The following is a 17,726-nucleotide window of genomic DNA, read 5'->3' as shown; positions in this document are numbered from 1 at the left end:
GACGGGAGTCTCCGGCCACGCCTGTGCGCTGTCAACGGTTGTGCGGCACCCGATTTCGTGCGGTACGGAGAAGGAGCGGCGCCATGCCGGAAGAGTCGGTACGCCCCCTGGAGCGGGGCCTGGCCGTCCTGCGCGCGCTCGCCGTGGCGGAACCGGGCCAGGTGCGGCCCGGCGACCTCGTACGCGCCACGGCCCTCGCCCGCTCGACGATCGACCGGATCGTGGCGACCCTGACCCGGCTCGGCTATGTACGCGCGCGTGGGCAGGAGCTCCACCTCACCCCGCGCCTCATGGAGCTGGGCAACGCCTACCTCGCGGCCAGCGGCCTGACCGGCGAGGTGGCCGCGCGGACCGCGCGGCTCGCGGACGAGCTGGACGAGTCGGTGTCGCTTGCGGTGCCCGACGGCGACGGGGTCCGCTTCGTGACGCAGGCCGCGCGGCGCCGCGCGATGTCGGTGGCCTTCCGCATCGGAGACCTGCTGCCGCCCGAACGCTGCGCTCCCGGCGCGCTGTTCGCGGACGCGTGGGACGAGGAGCGCTGGGCGGCCTGGCGGGCCCGCGTGGCCGCCGGGCCCGCACGGGACGCCTTCCCCGCGCTGCCGCCGGGCCCCGCGCCCACGACCACCCCGGACCTCGCCGCCCGCGTGGCGCACGCCCGGCAGACCGGGTGGGCCCTGGACGACCAGCTGATCGAGCCGGGCCTGATCGCGGTGGCGGTCCCGGTCCGCGACACCACCGGGCACATCCGGTACGCCCTGTCGGTGGTCAGCCACACCAGCAGGTACACCGCACAGGGCCTGGCGGAGGCGATGCTGCCGCGACTGCGGGCGGAGGCGGAGTGCTTGGAAGCCCTACGGGACGCGAAACCGCCGGGCTCCTTTGAGGCGCCGCCCACTGAGGGGCTGCTGCCGGGGGGTCCACTGCCGCCGGTGGGACCGCTTCCGCCGGGGGGACCGCTGCCGCTCACCGATCCGCGAGCGCCAGCGGGTCCGCCGGCATCGGAACCAACGGGCTCCTTTGAGGCGCCGTCCACTGGTGGGCTGCCGCCGGTGGGTCCACTGGTGCCCGCCGATCCGCTGCCGCTCGGGCGTCCGCTGCCGCTCACCGATCCGCCGGCGGCCGTCGATCCCCCGCAGCCCTCCGACCCCCTGGCCGCCAAGGAGGAGCTGGGTCCCGGGTTTCTCCAGTCCCTTGCCCGTGGGCTCGCCGTCCTGCGTGCTCTGGGGGACGCCCGTGGTGACGGGCTGCCGCTCACCGCGCTCGCCGCCGCCACCGGTCTGCCGAGGGCCACCGCGCGGCGCTGCCTGCGCACGCTGGAGCTCGCCGGGTACGCGGCCCACGACGGGCGCCTCTACCGGCCGCTCCCCCGCATCCTGGAGCTCGGCCACGCGGCCCTGTCCCGGCTCACCTTCGCCGAGCTCGCCGAGCCGCATCTGCGCGAACTGGCCGACCGGGTGCACCAGTCGGCGTCGGTGACCGTGCTGGACGGCACGGACATCCTGTACGTCGCACGGGCGGCCACCGTCCGTGTGATGAGCGTGCACATCACGGTCGGCACCCGCTTCCCCGCGTACCCCACCGCCATGGGCCGCGTGCTGCTCGCCGGGCTCCCCGAGGCGGAGCGCGAGCGCCTGCTGAAGGCCTCGGAGCCACGCGCCCTCACCCCGCGCACCGTGACGGACCCCGCCGAGCTGGCCCGCGTCCTGGACCGCGCCGCCGCCGAGGGCCACGCCACCGCGGACCAGGAGCTGGAGGACGGGCTGCGCTCGGTGGCCGTACCCATCAGGGACGCGGCCGGGCACGTGATCGCCGCCCTGAACATCGCCCAGCACGCGGGCCCGGCCCCCCTGTCGGAGTCCCGGGACACCCTGCTGCCCGCGCTGCGCGCGACGGCGGCGGCCATCGAGGCCGACCTGCACACGGCCGCGCGCTTCAACGCGGTGCGGTTTCCCTAGCGAGGCGGGGGGAGCTGACTGGCCGACAGGCGTATGCCCCGGCCCTCTGGACACCGGTCCGTCACAGGAGACGGAGGTGCCCGGAGCCGGACTCGAACCGGCACGCCCCCGAGGGGCAGCGAGGTTTAAGCTCGCCGTGTCTGCATTCCACCATCCGGGCAGGCCATGGGCCCCGCAGCAAGGATTCGACCCTATCGGGAGGCATCCCCCGATCAGCGGACGGGGAGCCCGATGTTGTCTTATTTTATTGACGCCTGAGGGTGCATCAGCCGCCGGTACGGTCCATTGGTACATGCCGGAGGCCTTTCCACGCTCCCGGCCGGTCTCATGGGCCTCTGCACGGAATGACGGAATTTAGCCTCCCGTCCGTTCCCGCGCCGGGCCCCGGGTCTCAGGGACGCACGTCATCCCCAGGTATGACAGGCCGCCCCCGGGTCCGACTGGAGAGGGCCCCAGGAACCGGAACAGCGGCTGACTCCAGAGCCCTGATCGGCCAGCACGATGGAGTACGTCCCCACTCGTCGTCCCGACAGGAGCACCGTCCCGTGACCACCACCCCCTTCGCCGCCCGCGCCACCTCCGTGGCCGCACGCGCCACGGATCTCTCCAAGGTGTACGGACAGGGTGAGACCCAGGTGGTCGCCCTGGACCACGTGTCCGTCGACTTCGGGCAGGGCGAGTTCACCGCGATCATGGGCCCCTCGGGGTCCGGCAAGTCCACCCTGATGCACTGCGTCGCCGGCCTGGACAGCTTCAGCTCCGGCTCCGTACGGCTGGGCGAGACCGAACTGTCCACGCTCAAGGACAAGCAGCTGACCAAGCTCCGCCGGGACAAGATCGGCTTCATCTTCCAGGCGTTCAACCTGCTGCCCACCCTGACGGCCCTGGAGAACATCACCCTCCCGATGGACATCGCGGGCCGCAAGCCGGACAAGCGGTGGCTGGAGCAGGTCATCGAGATGGTCGGCCTCTCCGGGCGGCTCAGCCACCGGCCCACCGAACTCTCCGGCGGCCAGCAGCAGCGCGTCGCCGTGGCCCGCGCGCTCGCCTCGCAGCCCGAGATCATCTTCGGTGACGAGCCGACCGGAAACCTCGACTCGCGCTCGGGCGCCGAGGTCCTCGGCTTCCTGCGGAACTCCGTGCGGGACCTCGGGCAGACCGTCGTCATGGTCACCCATGACCCGGTGGCCGCGTCGTACGCGGACCGTGTCATCTTCCTCGCGGACGGGCGGATCGTCGACGAGATGCTGCGGCCGAGCGCCGAGGGCGTGCTCGACCGGATGAAGGACTTCGACGCGAAGGGCCGCACGAGCTAGGGCCGCTTGGCCTTCACCGGTCACTTCGGCTCGCTGAATCGCTCGGACTGCGGGTCCGCCGTGGCTGGTCGCGCCCACGCGGCGGAGCCGCAAATGTCACAGCCCCGCGCCCCTGAAGGGGCGCTCCCCGCGCTCCTTCGGGCGCTCCCCTCACTTGGACTGACTCCCATGTTCCGTACCGCCCTGCGCAACGTGCTCGCGCACAAGGCCAGGCTGTTGATGACCGTGCTCGCCGTCATGCTCGGCGTCGCGTTCGTCTCCGGCACCCTCGTCTTCACCGACACCTTCGGCAACGCCTACAAGAACAAGTCGGCGAAGAGCTTCGACCACGTCTCCGTCGCCGTCCTCTCCGACGGCGGCTCGGGGGACGAGGAGAAGAAGCAGAAGCCCCGGCTCACCGACTCCCTCCTGAAGAAGGCCGGGGAGCTGCCCGGCGCCGAGTCCGTGCTCGGCTCCGTCTCCGGTTTCACCGCGCTCGCCGACAAGGACGGCAAGCTGGTCGGCGGCGAGTGGGGCACCACCGGCGCCAACTACTACCCGGGCAAGGACGGCAAGGACCCGCGCTACGACTTCACCGAGGGCGCCGCCCCGAAGTCCGCCGGTGACATCGCCCTCGACTCCCGTACCGCCGACCGCACCGGCTACCAGGTGGGCGACTCCGTCCGCTACTCCACCGACGGCCCGGTCCGCACCGCGAAGGTCAGCGGCATCTTCGACACCGACGAGGGCAGCGTCGTCGCGGGCGGCAGCCTGGTCGTCTTCGACAACCGGACGGCGCTCAAGGAGCTCAACAAGACGCAGTACGACGAGATCGACGTGAAGGCGGCCGCGGGCACCTCCGAGGCGGCCCTGGAGCGCTCGGTCGAGAAGATCCTGCCCGCGGACCACCCGACGATGACCGGTGGCGAGCTCAAGTCCCAGCAGGACGACATGATCGAGCAGCAGACAAGCTCCATGAGCCAGGTCCTGCTGATCTTCGCCGGCATCGCGCTCTTCGTCGGCATCTTCATCATCGCCAACACCTTCACCATGCTGGTCGCCCAGCGCACCAAGGAGCTCGCGCTCATGCGGGCCATCGGCGCCTCGCGCCGCCAGGTGACGCGCTCCGTGCTGATCGAGGCCTTCCTCGTCGGTGTGATCGCCGCCGCGACCGGCTTCGCGCTCGGCATCGGCGTGGCCGTGGGCCTGGAGTCCCTGATGAACTCCGCCGGTGCCTCGCTGCCCTCCGGGCCGCTCGTCATCGCCCCGGCCACGATCGTCGTGGCCCTGCTCATCGGCGTGGTCGTGACCATGCTGGCCGCCTGGCTGCCGGGCCGCCGCGCCGCGAAGATCCCGCCGGTCGCCGCGATGAACAGCGTCCACGCGACGCCGACCACCCGCGGCCTGGTGGTCCGCAACACCATCGGTTCGATCATCGTCGCGCTCGGCGCGGTGATGCTCTTCATGAAGGACAACTACGTGAAGTCGGGTGGCGCGGGCGTCATGCTCGTCGGCGTCATCGTCCTGACGCCGCTGCTGTCCCGCCCGTTCATCGCCGTCGCGGCCCCGCTCCTGAGGCCGTTCGGCGTCACCGGCAAGCTCTCCCGCCTCAACTCGCTGCGCAACCCGCGCCGTACGGCGTCCACCGCCGCCGCCCTGATGATCGGCCTCACCCTCATCACCGCGATGACGGTGGTCGCCACCTCCATGAGCAGCGCCATCAACAAGATGGCCGCGGGCTCCATGAAGGCCGACTACAGCATCTCCATGGCGAACTTCGAGCCGCTGACCCCCGAGGTCCGCGAGAAGCTGGACAGGCTCCCGGACGTCGAGGCGACGAGCCCGCTGCGCACCACGTACGGCGAGACCGACGGCACCTACGCCTCCATCGCCGGTGTCGACCCGAAGACCTTCGGCAAGCTGGTGGGTCTGGACTTCACCAGCGGCTCGGTGGCGGGCCTGAAGTCCGGCGGCGCGCTCGTCGACACGGACACCGCCAAGGACGAGGGCCTCAAGACGGGCGACACCTTCCCGGTGAAGTTCGACGACGACGGCAAGACGGTCCGGCTGAAGGTCGCCGGGGTCTACGAGGGCAACGAGATGCTCAACGGCCTCTTCGCGCCGACCTCCGTCGTCGATCCGCACCTGACCAAGGTCGTCGACAAGCAGGTGCTCGTGAAGATGAAGGGCGGCGCCTCCGACAAGGCCGAGGACGCCATCGTGGATGCCCTCGGCGACAACCCCGCCATCACCGTCCAGGACAAGGACGCGATCAGCAACGCGGTGGCCGGCTCCATCAACATGATGCTGAACATGCTCTACGGCCTCCTGGCCATGGCCGTCCTGATCGCGGTGCTCGGCGTCATCAACACCCTGGCCATGTCGGTCTTCGAGCGCAAGCACGAGATCGGCATGCTGCGGGCCATCGGCCTGGACCGCGCGAAGGTCAAGCAGATGGTGCGCCTGGAGGCGGTCATCATCTCCCTGTTCGGCGCGGTGCTCGGCGTCGGCCTCGGCCTCTTCATGGGCTGGGTCGCGGGCGGCACCATCGCCAACTCGGTCACCACGTACGCCATGGAGGTCCCGGTCGGCCGGATCGTGGTCTTCCTCGGGATCGCGGCCCTGGTCGGCGTCCTCGCGGCGGTCTGGCCGGCCCGCAGCGCGGCGAAGCTGAACCCGCTGATGGCCATCAAGAGCGAGTAGCGATACGAGAGAGGGGAGAGGGGCCCCGGACGGCGATCCGTCCGGGGCCCCTTTCACGTACGTACGTACGCACGGACTACGCGCGCCACTCCCGGGCCCGCAGCGGCATTCCCGAGGCGCCGCCCTCGGGGGTTCTCACCGCGAGGACCTGGTTGACGCCGATGCGGTTGCGTTCGAAGGCGAGCGCGGAGGCGGCCATGTAGAGCCGCCAGATGCGGGCGCGGCCGGGCGAGGTGAGGCGCTGGGCCTCGGGCCACTTCGCCTCCAGGTTGGCGACCCAGCGGCGCAGCGTGAGGGCGTAGTGCTCCCGGATGGCCTCCACGTCGCGCACCTCGAACCCGGCGCGCTCCAGCAGCTCCACCGTGGTGCCCACGGGCGCCAGCTCCCCGTCGGGGAAGACGTACGCGTCGATGAACTCGTCCACCGTGTACGCCGATTCGTCGCCCTGCGGCCGGCGCGCGATCTGGTGGTTGAGCAGCCGCCCGCCCGGCTTCAGCAGGGCGTGCAGGTCGTGCGCGTACTCCAAGTAGCGCTCGGAGCCGACGTGTTCGGCCATGCCGATGGAGGAGATCGCGTCGTACGGGCCGTCGCGCACGTCCCGGTAGTCCTGGACGCGGATCTCGATCCGGTCGGTGAGGCCCTCCTCGGCGATGCGCTTCCTGGCGTAGGCGGCCTGCTCCTGGGAGAGGGTGACGCCGACGACGGTGACGCCGTGCTCGCGGGCCGCGTGGATCGCCATGGAGCCCCAGCCGCAGCCGACGTCGAGCAGGCGCATGCCGGGCTTCAGGGCGAGCTTGCGGGAGATGAGTGCGAGCTTGTCGCGCTGGGCGTCCTCCAGGGCGGAGTCGGGCGAGGCCCAGTAGGCGCAGGAGTAGACCATCGAAGGGCCGAGCACCAGTTCGTAGAAGTCGTTGCCCACGTCGTAGTGGTGGCTGATGGCCCGCCGGTCGCTGCCCTTGGTGTGCAGATGGAGACGGCCGCGTCTGCGCATCTCCTCCGGCGGCGGCGCGGGCGGCACGAAGGGTGCGGAGAGGGCGAGCAGCGAGCGGGCGGCGGCGCGGATGCGCGGGTCGCGCAGCGCCTGCGGCACGCTCCTCGCGTCCTCGTCCCGCTCCCAGATGAACTCGGCCATCCGGTCGAGCATCTCGTAGAGGTCCCCGTCGACGTCGAGGTCACCGGCGACCCAGGCGCGGGCCAGGCCCAGTTCGCCCGGCTTCCACAGGAGGTGACGGAGGGCGCGGCGGTTGCGTACGACGAGGGTGGGGGCGCCCGGGGGCCCGGCCTGCGAACCGTCCCAGGCGCGGATACGTACCGGTAGCTCAGCTCCCATGAGCTGCTCGGCAAGGTCCTTCAGCCGCAGCGCGGCGTTCTGCATGGCGCACACCTCCGTGAGGTCGACCCCGGAACGGTCCGAGTGGTCCGACACCACGTAAACACCGCAGGACCCCGTGCGCAGTCCCGTCGGCGCGTCACGGAACGGCAAAACAGATGCCAGGGGCACCTATTTGCTGTCCGGGTACGCCGAAGGGGGCCGCCCGCACCACGGATGGCGGGCGGCCCCCTTCGGGGTGGATCACTGACGCGAGGTCAGGAGGCCTTGGCCTTCTCCTCGGCCTTGACCGCCGGGGCGGGCTCGGCCGCGACCTGCGGCTTCGGGGCCGGCTTGGCGGCCTCGTAGAACTCCTCGCGAGGCGCTTCCAGAGCACCGAGGGAGACGACCTCACGCTTGAGGAACATGCCGAGCGTCCAGTCCGCGAAGACGCGGATCTTGCGGTTGTACGTCGGCATCGCCATGCCGTGGTACGCGCGGTGCATGTACCAGGCGAGACGGCCCTTGAGCTTGATCTTCATCTTGCCCATGACGATCATCGCGACGCCCTTGTGCAGGCCGAGACCGGCGACCGCACCCTTGTTGGCGTGGCTGTACTCCTTCTGCGGGAAGCCCCGCATGCCGGAGATCACGTTGTCGCCGAGGACCTTCGCCTGACGCAGCGCGTGCTGGGCGTTGGGCGGGCACCAGGCGTTCTCGTTGCCCGCCTTGCGGCCGACGAGGTCCGGCACCTGCGCGTTGTCGCCCGCGGCCCAGATGTAGTCGGTGCCCTGCACCTGGAGGGTCGTCCGGGTGTCGACGTGGCCACGGGGGCCGAGCGGCAGACCGAAGCGGGTGAGCGCCGGGTTCGGCTTGACGCCGGCGGTCCACACGATGGTGCTGGAGTCGACCTCCAGGCCGTTCTTCAGGACGACGTGGCCGTCCACGCAGGAGTCCATCGACGTCGAGAGGTAGACCTCGACCCCGCGGCTCTCCAGGTGCTCCTTGCCGTACTGGCCGAGCTTCGGGCCGACCTCGGGGAGGATCTTGTCCGCGGCGTCGACCAGCACGAAGCGCATGTCCTCGCGCTTCACGTTGTTGTAGTACTTGGCCGCGTCGCGGGCCATGTCCTCGACCTCGCCGATGGTCTCCGCACCCGCGAAGCCACCGCCGACGAAGACGAAGGTCAGCGCCTTGCGGCGGACGTCCTCGTCGGTCGTGGAGTCAGCCTTGTCCAGCTGCTCGAGAACGTGGTTGCGCAGGCCGATGGCCTCCTCGATGCCCTTCATGCCGATGCCCTGCTCGGCGAGGCCGGGGATCGGGAAGGTGCGGGAGACCGCGCCCATCGCGATGACGAGGTAGTCGAAGGGCAGCTCGTACGCCTCGCCCACGAGGGGGGCGATGGTGGCTACCTTCCGGTCCTGGTCGATGGTGGTGACCCGGCCGGTGAGAACCTCGGCCTTGGGCAGCACGCGTCGCAGCGGGACGACGACGTGCCGCGGCGAGATGCTGCCGGCGGCGGCTTCGGGGAGGAAGGGCTGGTAGGTCATGTACGACCGAGGGTCGACGACCGTGACGGTCGCCTCTCCGTAGCGCATCTTCTTGAGGATGCGCCGAGCTGCGTACAGGCCTACGTACCCACCGCCTACTACGAGGATCCTGGGACGCTCCGTGGTGCTCATGCCTCGAGTATCCACCCGTCCGGCGGGGGTCGCTCGTGCGCCCCTTCACAAGCATGGAGGGGGCCTCTGCTACACTTCGCCGCCCACGTGACCGAGGTCATGGCGCCCCAGGGGAACCACCGCACCACGCGAGTCGTTGTCCACCCCTTGTGAGCTGCCGCTCTGATTCCCGGGCGCCAGTGAACCACTGGACCGCCCCGCCCGCGGACCACAGGCCTGGAACACTCCGGCGACGCCCCGGGGGGCCCGTGGATGACTCTTTCGGGGCTTCGGTGCCCCGGAACCTTGCCCATCAGGGCCGAATTCCTTGTGAAGAACTTCACGAACTTTGTCGCCGCAGCCCGCCAGAAACGACGGTGGCGCCACAAATACCTATGAGTGGCACCACTTGTGTGCCATGATGGCACCATCGGCGGCGCGCCCCTCTGGCCTTCAAGTCCAGGGTGGGCAAAGCGCGGGGTGGACGATTCAAAGGGGCCGGGGTCATGGAGAGAGCACAGAGCCAGGAACAGGCATCATCTTCGGGCACCCCCCGCACCGGCGGCCCCTCCACCGCCTTCACCGCCTTCGCCCGGTTCGTGCTCTGCGGCGGCGGGGTGGGGCTCGCCTCCAGCTTCGCCGTGGCGGCCCTCGCCTCCTGGCTCCCCTGGGCGCTGGCCAACGCCGTGATCACCGCGGCCTCCACGCTCCTGGCCACCGAACTGCACGCCCGCTTCACCTTCGGCGCGGGCGGCCGGGCGACCTGGCGCCAGCACGCCCAGTCGGCCGGCTCGGCGGCGGCCGCGTACGCGGTGACCTGCGCGGCGATGTTCGCCCTTCAGCAGCTGGTGGCGGGGCCCGGCGCGGTGCTCGAACAGGCCGTCTACCTGTCCGCCTCCGCGCTCGCCGGCGTGGCCCGGTTCGCGGTGCTGCGGCTCATGGTCTTCACCGGAACCCGCTCGGCCCCCGCCCGCCCCATCGACCCCGTCCCCGCACTCCTGCCCCACGCCGCGACTCCGCCGGGTCCTACGGACCTGTGCCGGGCCGCTTGACAGAGACCGGCGGCGCCTCAGGCGATGGACCAGCCGATGCCGTCGAGGATGTCGTGTTCGCTCACGACGACCTCGTGGGCGTCGGTCCTGTCCATGATCGCGAGCAGGACGAGGGCGCCCGACGCGATGACGTCGACGCGGCCCGGGTGCATCACCGGGATCGCGGCGCGCTCGGCGTGCGTGGTGGTCATCAGGCGTTCCGTGATGGCGGCGACCTGCTCGTAGGGGATCCGGGAGTGGTGGATCGCCCGCCAGTCGTACGTGTCGAGGCCGAGCGCGATCGCGGCGACCGTCGTCACCGAACCCGCGAGGCCGACCAGCGTGCGGGCCTCCTTGAGCGGGACCGTCCGCTCGGCGAGGTCCAGGGCCGCCTCGATGTCCGCGCGGACCGCGGCGAACCGCTCCCGTGCCGGGGGATCGGCGACGGCTCCGTCGCGTACGAGGTGACGTTCCGTCATGCGGACGCAGCCGATGTCCACCGAGCGGGCCGCCCGGACGGAGTCGGTGCCGACCACGAACTCCGTCGAGCCGCCGCCGATGTCCACCACCAGGTACGGCTTGGCCAGGTCGTCGCGGCCGGTGAGCTCCTTGGTCGCACCCGTGAAGGAGAACTCCGCCTCCTGCGCGCCGGTGATGACCTCCGGCTCGACGCCGAGGATGTCCAGGACGCCCTGGACGAACTCGTCGCGGTTCTCCGCGTCGCGCGAGGCGGACGTGGCGACGAAGCGGACGCGCTCCGCGCCGTGCGCCTTGATCGCCTCGGCGTACTCGCGGCAGGCCGCGAAGGTGCGCTCCAGGGCCTCGGGGGCGAGGCGGCCCGTCCTGTCCACGTCCTGGCCGAGGCGGACGATCGTCATCCGGCGGTCCAGGTCGACGAGTTCGCCCGTGGCCGGGTCGGCGTCCGCCACCAGGAGGCGGATCGAGTTCGTGCCGCAGTCGATGGCGGCGACCCGGGTCACGCGTCGCCCTCGGGCGCGCACGGCGTAACGCAGGGGCCCTTGGCCCACCACTCGGGCAGCATCGCGATGGCCTCGTCGCCGAGGGGGTTCACGCCGGGGCCCGCGGCCAGGGAGTGGCCGACCAGGACGTGCAGGCACTTCACGCGGTCCGGCATGCCGCCCGCGCTCGGGAAGCCCTCCAGGACCTCGATGGCGTCGCGGCGCGCGAGGTAGTCCTCGTGGGCGGCGCGGTAGGCGGCGGCCAGCTCGGGGTCGGTCCTGAGCCGCTCCGACATCTCCTTCATGACGCCGTTGGCCTCAAGGGTGCCGATCGCGGACGCGGCACGCGGGCAGGTGAGGTAGTACGTCGTCGGGAAGGGCGTACCGTCCGGCAGGCGCGGCGCCGTCTCCACGACGTCCGGCTGACCGCAGGGGCAGCGGTGCGCGATGGCCCGCAGGCCGCGCGGCGGGCGGCCGAGCTGCTGCTTGAAGGCCTCGACGTCGGCGTCGGTCGGCTCGGTGCGGTCAGTGGTCGGCGGGGGCGTTTGCATGCCTGTCTTTCCATCATCGGGGTCGATCAGTAAGTCAGTGTGCGGGGCGGTCGGCCTTGTCCACGCCGTCCCAGACGTTCGAGTACCAGGGGCGCGGGGCCGCCTCCTGGTCCGCGCGCCGGCTCTTCGCCGCCGCGGGGTCGATCACCGTGAACCCGGTCTCGCCGGGCATCACGTAGTGCAGGCGGTCCCGGATGCGCTGCTCCGCGTACGCGTCGTCCTGCCAGCGGGCCTTCTCGTCGCGCAGCTTCTCGACGTCCTCCTGGCGCTCGGCCTGCTGCCGGCGCAGGTCGTCGATCTCGGCGCGCTGCGACACGTACTGCCTTATCGGGTACGCGAGCGCGACGACCATGGAGCAGATCACGAGCGCGAGGAGCGCCGCGCGGCCGGTGAGCCGGGAGCGGCGCGCCTGGCGCTTGGTCTGGGAGCGGTAGACACGCTCGGCGGTCTGCTCGCCCAGCAGCCGCAGGCGGGTAGCGGTGGAGTACCGGTCCTTGGGCCCGGCCTTGGCCATGGTTCCGCCTCCCCAGAGCAGCGCGTATACGTACGTACGTCCCCGCACACGGTACGGGACCGGGTGCGGGGACGTAGGTAGGTGACTACGTGGTGCCCACTACTCCGCGGAGCGGAAGCGCGGGAACGCGCTGCGGCCGGCGTAGACCGCGGCGTCGTCGAGGATCTCCTCGATGCGCAGGAGCTGGTTGTACTTGGCGACGCGCTCGGAGCGGGCCGGGGCGCCGGTCTTGATCTGGCCGCAGTTGGTGGCGACGGCGAGGTCGGCGATGGTGACGTCCTCGGTCTCGCCGGAGCGGTGGGACATCATGCACTTGAAGCCGCTGCGCTGGGCCATCTCGACGGCGTCCAGGGTCTCGGTCAGCGAACCGATCTGGTTGACCTTGACGAGCAGGGCGTTGGCCGAGTTCTCCTCGATGCCGCGCGCCAGGCGCTCCGGGTTGGTGACGAACAGGTCGTCGCCGACGAGCTGCACCTTGTCGCCGAGCTTCTCGGTGATGGCGTTCCAGCCGGCCCAGTCGTCCTCGAAGAGCGGGTCCTCGATGGAGACGAGCGGGTACGAGGCGACGAGCTCCTCGTAGTACTCGGTCATCTCGGCGGCCGAGCGCTCCTTGCCCTCGAACTGGTACTTGCCGTCCTTGTAGAACTCGGACGCGGCGACGTCGAGCGCGAGGCCGATCTGCTCGCCGGGGATGTAACCGGCCTCCTTGATGGCCTCGAGGATGAGGTCGAGGGCGGCGCGGTTGGAGTCGAGGTTCGGGGCGAAGCCGCCCTCGTCGCCGAGGCCGGTGGCCAGGCCCTTGCTCTTCAGGACCTTCTTCAGCGTGTGGTAGACCTCGGTGCCCCAGCGCAGCGCCTCGGAGAACGACTCGGCGCCGATCGGCGCGATCATGAACTCCTGGATGTCGACGTTCGAGTCGGCGTGCGACCCGCCGTTCAGGATGTTCATCATCGGGACGGGCAGCAGGTGCGCGTTGGGTCCGCCGAGGTAGCGGAAGAGCGGCAGGTCGCTGGCCTCGGAGGCGGCGTGCGCGACGGCGAGGGAGACGCCGAGGATGGCGTTGGCGCCGAGCGAGCCCTTGTTGTCGGTGGCGTCCAGGTCGAACATGGCCTGGTCGATCAGGCGCTGCTCGGTGGCGTCGTAGCCGACGAGCTCCGGGCCGATCTGCTCGATGACGGCGAGGACGGCCTTCTCCACGCCCTTGCCGTGGTAACGGTTGGGGTCACCGTCGCGGAGTTCGATGGCCTCGAAGGCACCGGTGGAGGCACCGGACGGGACGGCGGCACGACCGGTGCTGCCGTCGTCGAGGCCGACCTCGACCTCGACCGTGGGGTTGCCTCGGGAGTCCAGGATTTCCCGGGCTACGACGACGTCGATGGACGGCACGAGCATCTCCTTCTGGGAGTGTGACGCGTATACACGATTACGCCGGGCCGCTTCGGCCCTGCGCCTCCTGAGCCTAACCGGCCCGGAGCCTTCGGCCAGCCGACCGCCCGTCCCCTGGGACGGAGGAAAGCCCAAACGGCCGGGAAACAGGGCGTAAGCCCCCATTTTCTACTCGCTGGTAGCGAACAGCGGCCGGAGGGCGGGCGGCGGGCGAAGGGCGGGCGGACACGGGTGGACATGGCCCCGCCCCGGTGCGTACGGGGGATACGCGCACCGGGGCGGGGAGCCCGTGGGGACGGGGAGAGCGGCCGTGCGTCCGCCGAGGCACGGCCGCGGGCGGGTCAGCTGAGGTGGAGCTGCTGGCCCGGGTAGATGAAGTCGGCGTCGTCGATGATGTCGCCGTTGAGCTTGTAGACCTTCTGCCAGCCGCCCTTGACGTCGTGCGACTCGGCGATCTTGGAGAGCGTGTCGCCGGTCTTGACCTTGTACTCGCCGTCGCCCTTCTCGACCGTCTTGCCGGTCGGGGTCTCGACGGTCTTCTTGGACTCGGTCTGCGGCGCGGGCTGCGGCTTCGGAGCCTGCTGCGTCTGCTGCGGGGCGGCCTGCTGCTGCGTCTGCTGCGGCTGCGGCTTCGGCTTGGCCTGCTCCTGCGGGGCCTGCTGCTGCGAGCCGCCACCGCCGCCGTTGTACGCGGCGCCCGAGAGACCGACGCCACAGCTCGGCCAGGCACCCTTGCCCTGACCGGCGAGGACCTTCTCGGCGATCTCGATCTGCTGGGCCTTGGAGGCCTTGTCGGCGCTCGGCGCGTACTTGGTGCCGCCGTACGCGGCCCAGGTGGACGGCGAGAACTGCAGACCGCCCTGGTAGCCGTTGCCGGTGTTGATCGACCAGTTGCCGCCGGACTCGCACTGGGCCACGGCGTCCCACTCGGCGCCGGTGGCGGCGGAGGCCGAACCGGCGGCCATCAGCGGGGCCGCCACGGCGACACCGGTGACACCGGCGAGCGTGACGACACGGGTGGCCTTGGACGGACGGCGGTGCTTGCCCTTGCTGGAAAACAGCATGAGTTGATCCCCTCACCGACGCCTGCGAGGTGAGCTGTCGGGTTCGGGCCAGTGAAGTTGCCCGGGCGCGCTACTCGTAGCTACTGCTAGCTACTCGTATGGCGCCTTCACCCCTAGCCGTTTCGCAACGGCGCTTACCTTGGGTCCCCCGCTCCTGCCTACGGCGCTCGAAGCGACGACTGTTCCCGTCCGGCCGTTGGCAGGATTCGGCGTACCGACCGGCGGGGCCCACCAATGGCGAGCGGTCACGACCGTAGACAGGGGATCGCCGGAATTTCAAAGGCGATCAGGGCTTCTGAGACCCATCTCTCACTTGCACCAATAGGGACATTCGGCGCGAAGTCCCCACCGGACGCTTCGTCAACTTCCCTTACTTTTCGCCCAAATCGAGGCTCTGACCGGGGAGAATGAGGTCCGGGTCCCCGCCGACGGTCTTCTTGTTCTCGGTGTAGAGCTCGCGCCAGCCGCCATCGACGTCGAGGTCGTCCGCGATCGCCGAAAGGTTGTCCCCGGAGCGGACCTTGTACGTCCCGTCGGCGAGCTTCTCCGTGCGGTCGGCGCCGCGCGAGGCGTGCCGTCCGGGACGGTCGCCGGAGGCGGTCTCGTCCGCGCGGTCGCCGCGGTGGCGGCCGGAGGCGGTGTCGTCGGTGGGGGTGGCCGGGTCCTCGGACCCGGGGGAAGTGCTGTCCTTCCGCCCGGACTTGCCGGGGTCGCCCGCCTCGCCCTTGCCGTCCGTCTTGCCGTCCGTCTTGCCCTGGTCGCCCTCGGTGCCCTTGTTGCCCGTGCTGCCCTTGTTGCCCGTCTTGTCGTGATTCTTGTCTCGGGAGGCGCCGTCCGAGCCGGGCGTGTCGCTCGCGTCGTCGCCGTCGCCATCACCGCTGGAGGAGCCGGGGGCGCTTGACGCGTCGTCGGACGGATCGGCGGAGCCGGAGGATTTGCCGTCCGACTTGTCCGCGTCCTTGTTCGCGTCCTTGCTCGCGTCCTTGTTCGCGTCCTCGCCCGTCCCCTTCCCCTTGTCCGGGGACTTCTCGGAGCCGGTCGAACCGGACGAGTCGGGGACGACCGGGTCGCCCGGGTCCACGTCGGCCGCGGCGCCGCCGTTGGTGAGTCCGGCGATCGGGGCGCAGCTCGGCCAGGCGGCGGGGCCCTGGCCGTCGAGGATCTTCTCGGCGACGGCGATCTGCTGGGACTTGGAGGCCTGGTCCGCGCTCGGCGCGTAGTCGAGGCCGCCGTGCCGCTCCCAGGTCTCCTGGGAGAGCTGGAGCCCTCCGTAGTAACCATTGCCGGGGTTGGCGCTCCACGCGCCGCCACTCTCGCACTCGGCGAGCTTGTCCCAGGTCGCCGTCTCGGCGGCGCTCGCGCTGGTGGCTCCGAGGAGCGGGATGGCGATGGCGGATCCGGTGACTCCTGCCGCGACGATGAGGGCCGGGGCCTGGCGGGGGCGTCGGTGACGACCATTGCCGGAGAGCATGCGGTTGCCTTTCACGAGACTATTGCGGCGACAGGGGCACCGGGGTGCCCGAGTCGACGTGAACGTAGCCGCAGTCGAACGCTTGTCACAAGTCGATGCAGGGGAGATCACGCGAACATCACAGTCGTGACGCTCCGTCAGTTCAGTCCCGTGCGGCGGCCGTTTTCTGTGCGGTTGTGAACTTCACCGGCAGGGTGCGCAGTCCCCGCATGATCAGCCCGCCACGCCACCGCAAATCCTCGGGGTCGGCCGCTAGTTGCAGATCGGGAAGGCGCCGCAGCAGCGTCGCGAGGGCGGTCTGGCCCTCCAGGCGGGCGAGTGGGGCGCCGAGGCAGTAGTGGATGCCGTGCCCGTATCCGAGGTGCTGGTTGTCACTTCGGGAGAGGTCAAGGGTGTCGGGCCGCTCGAAGCGTTCGGGGTCGCGGTCGGCGGCGGCGAGCACGACGAGAACGGGGTCGCCGGCGGCGACGCGCTGCCCGCCGACGGTCAGCGCCTCGGTGGCGAACCGCCACGTGGCGAGTTCCACGGGCCCGTCGAAGCGGAGCAGTTCCTCGACGCCGGTCTCCAGGAGGCCCGTGTCGCCCTCCGCCAGCGCCTTCTGTAGACGGGCGCGCTGCTCGGGGTGGGTGAGAAGGGCGTACATGCCGTTGCCGATGAGGTTGACGGTGGTCTCGAAACCGGCGAAGAGCAGGATGAAGGCCATGGCGGCGGCCTCGTTCTCCGTGAGGTGCTCGCCGTGGTCGGAGGCGCGGATGAGGCCGGAGATGAGGTCGTCGCCGGGGTCGAGGCGCTTGCGGTGGATCAGCTCGGCCAGGTAGCCGCGCATCTTCTTCACGGAGCGGGCCACGCCGCCCCTCGGCCCTCCCCCGTGGCGGATCATCATGCCCGCCCAGTCGCGGAAGTCGTCCTGGTCCTCGCGGGGGACGCCGAGGAGGTCGCAGATGGCGTAGATGGGGAGCGGGAAGGCGAACTCGTGGATGAGGTCGGCCTCGCCCTCGCCCTCGCCCTCGCCCTCGCCCTCGCCCTCGCCCTCGGCCGCGCCGTGCTTGTCGACGAGCGTGTCGATCAGGGCGTCCGTCAGCTCCTGCACGCGGGGCGCGAACTCGGCGACGCGGCGCGGTGTGAACGCCTTCGAGACGAGCCGCCGCAGGCGGGTGTGGTCCGGTGGGTCGATGTTGAGCAGATGCGTCATCAGCTCGGCCTTGCGCTCGCCGGGGATGCCGGTCTTGCCCTTGGCGTGCGCGGGCTCGTCGTGATGGGCCGGATTCTTGCTGAGCCGCTGGTCGGCGAGGGCCTGCCGCGCGTCCGCGTACCGCGTCACGAGCCACGCCTCGACGCCGCTGGGCAGCGTGGTCCTGTGCACCGGGGAGTTCTCGCGCAGCCAGGCGTAGGCGGGGTAGGGGTCGGTGGCGAACTCCCAGGTGAAGAGTTCGGGCCCCTGGGCCTCGGGCGGCGTCTGTGAGGGGCATCCGGCGGGGGGCGGTGCGGGGGGCTGGTCGTGCATGCCATGACCGTATCCGGCCGGGTGGAGGGGCGGCCTTCCCCGGCGGGGGCTTCTCCCGCCCTTCCCTCGCCTGCGGCGGGCCTTCTCGCCCCGTAGATGCGGGTACGTCGGGGTTGCTCGCGCCGTTCCTCGCGCCCCTAGGCGGCTTCGCCCGCCCACCACTCGCCTGCGGCGGGCCACCTCCCCCACAAGCGCGGGCACGTCGCGGTTGCTCGCGCCGTTCCCCGCGCCCCTAGGCGGCTTCGCCCGCCCACCACTCGCCTGCGGCGGGCCACCTCCCCCGCAGGCGCGGGCACGTCGTGGTTGCTCGCGCCGTTCCCCGC

The 17,726-nt window shown here is 71.0% G+C and carries 13 protein-coding genes, 1 tRNA gene and 1 riboswitch; of the genes, 4 read left to right on the top strand and 10 right to left on the bottom strand.

The window, feature by feature from the left end; all coding sequences use genetic code 11:
* The first annotated feature begins 83 nt into the window (after positions 1 to 83).
* Entirely contained in the window at positions 84 to 1,955 is a 1,872-nt protein-coding gene (locus ACWDVB_RS06925) for an IclR family transcriptional regulator domain-containing protein (RefSeq protein WP_451611948.1), read from the top strand.
* Positions 1,956 to 2,032: 77 nt separating this feature from the next.
* On the opposite strand, the gene ACWDVB_RS06920 is transcribed toward ACWDVB_RS06925, so the two are convergent.
* Positions 2,033 to 2,115, bottom strand: a tRNA-Leu gene (locus tag ACWDVB_RS06920).
* Between the two features lie 385 nt (positions 2,116 to 2,500).
* Between ACWDVB_RS06920 and ACWDVB_RS06915 the strand changes: the two genes are divergently transcribed.
* Together ACWDVB_RS06915 and ACWDVB_RS06910 are read left to right on the top strand one after the other, a co-directional pair.
* Positions 2,501 to 3,271, top strand: a complete 771-nt coding sequence (locus ACWDVB_RS06915) for an ABC transporter ATP-binding protein (RefSeq protein WP_451518026.1) — start codon at positions 2,501 to 2,503, stop codon at positions 3,269 to 3,271.
* A gap of 168 nt (positions 3,272 to 3,439) precedes the next feature.
* Positions 3,440 to 5,953 (top strand): ABC transporter permease, encoded by a 2,514-nt coding sequence (locus ACWDVB_RS06910; protein WP_451518025.1) that lies wholly within the window; start codon positions 3,440 to 3,442, stop codon positions 5,951 to 5,953.
* Between the two features lie 76 nt (positions 5,954 to 6,029).
* On the opposite strand, the gene ACWDVB_RS06905 is transcribed toward ACWDVB_RS06910, so the two are convergent.
* Together ACWDVB_RS06905 and ACWDVB_RS06900 are read right to left on the bottom strand one after the other, a co-directional pair.
* On the bottom strand, positions 6,030 to 7,328 hold the full coding sequence (locus ACWDVB_RS06905; RefSeq protein WP_451518031.1) for a class I SAM-dependent methyltransferase: 1,299 nt from the start codon (positions 7,326 to 7,328) through the stop codon (positions 6,030 to 6,032).
* A gap of 212 nt (positions 7,329 to 7,540) precedes the next feature.
* The gene (locus ACWDVB_RS06900) at positions 7,541 to 8,944 is read right to left on the bottom strand and encodes an NAD(P)/FAD-dependent oxidoreductase (protein WP_451518024.1); all 1,404 of its coding nucleotides are present in this window, start codon (positions 8,942 to 8,944) and stop codon (positions 7,541 to 7,543) included.
* Between the two features lie 485 nt (positions 8,945 to 9,429).
* Here ACWDVB_RS06900 and ACWDVB_RS06895 point away from each other — a divergent pair, with 485 nt between their 5' ends.
* Positions 9,430 to 9,975: a hypothetical protein gene (locus ACWDVB_RS06895; protein WP_451518023.1), complete on the top strand. Its 546-nt coding sequence runs from the start codon at positions 9,430 to 9,432 to the stop codon at positions 9,973 to 9,975.
* 17 nt (positions 9,976 to 9,992) lie between these two features.
* Here ACWDVB_RS06895 and ACWDVB_RS06890 read toward each other — a convergent pair whose 3' ends face one another.
* The 7 genes from ACWDVB_RS06890 to ACWDVB_RS06860 all read right to left on the bottom strand — a co-directional run bounded on the left by ACWDVB_RS06890 (position 9,993) and on the right by ACWDVB_RS06860 (position 17,403).
* Entirely contained in the window at positions 9,993 to 10,934 is a 942-nt protein-coding gene (locus ACWDVB_RS06890; RefSeq protein ID WP_451518022.1) for a Ppx/GppA phosphatase family protein, read from the bottom strand.
* On the bottom strand, positions 10,931 to 11,464 hold the full coding sequence (locus ACWDVB_RS06885; protein ID WP_451518021.1) for a DUF501 domain-containing protein: 534 nt from the start codon (positions 11,462 to 11,464) through the stop codon (positions 10,931 to 10,933). The genes ACWDVB_RS06890 and ACWDVB_RS06885 overlap by 4 nt, the downstream gene beginning before the upstream one ends.
* Before the next feature lie 34 nt (positions 11,465 to 11,498).
* Positions 11,499 to 11,978 (bottom strand): FtsB family cell division protein, encoded by a 480-nt coding sequence (locus ACWDVB_RS06880; protein WP_451518020.1) that lies wholly within the window; start codon positions 11,976 to 11,978, stop codon positions 11,499 to 11,501.
* 99 nt (positions 11,979 to 12,077) lie between these two features.
* A complete protein-coding gene (eno, locus tag ACWDVB_RS06875) occupies positions 12,078 to 13,364 on the bottom strand; it encodes a phosphopyruvate hydratase (RefSeq protein ID WP_451518019.1) in 1,287 nt (428 codons plus the stop codon).
* A gap of 341 nt (positions 13,365 to 13,705) precedes the next feature.
* Positions 13,706 to 14,428 (bottom strand): transglycosylase family protein, encoded by a 723-nt coding sequence (locus tag ACWDVB_RS06870; protein WP_451518018.1) that lies wholly within the window; start codon positions 14,426 to 14,428, stop codon positions 13,706 to 13,708.
* A gap of 4 nt (positions 14,429 to 14,432) precedes the next feature.
* Positions 14,433 to 14,604, bottom strand: a riboswitch (cyclic di-AMP (ydaO/yuaA leader).
* Positions 14,605 to 14,798: 194 nt separating this feature from the next.
* A complete protein-coding gene (locus ACWDVB_RS06865) occupies positions 14,799 to 15,899 on the bottom strand; it encodes a transglycosylase family protein (protein ID WP_451518030.1) in 1,101 nt (366 codons plus the stop codon).
* Positions 15,900 to 16,041: 142 nt separating this feature from the next.
* Positions 16,042 to 17,403, bottom strand: a complete 1,362-nt coding sequence (locus tag ACWDVB_RS06860; protein WP_451518017.1) for a cytochrome P450 family protein — start codon at positions 17,401 to 17,403, stop codon at positions 16,042 to 16,044.
* Positions 17,404 to 17,726: the final 323 nt, after the last annotated feature.

Source organism: Streptomyces sp. NPDC003379 (assembly GCF_053589195.1).
The sequence above is the reverse complement of the archived record's forward strand: the minus strand, read 5'-3'. Positions and strand labels throughout refer to the sequence as shown.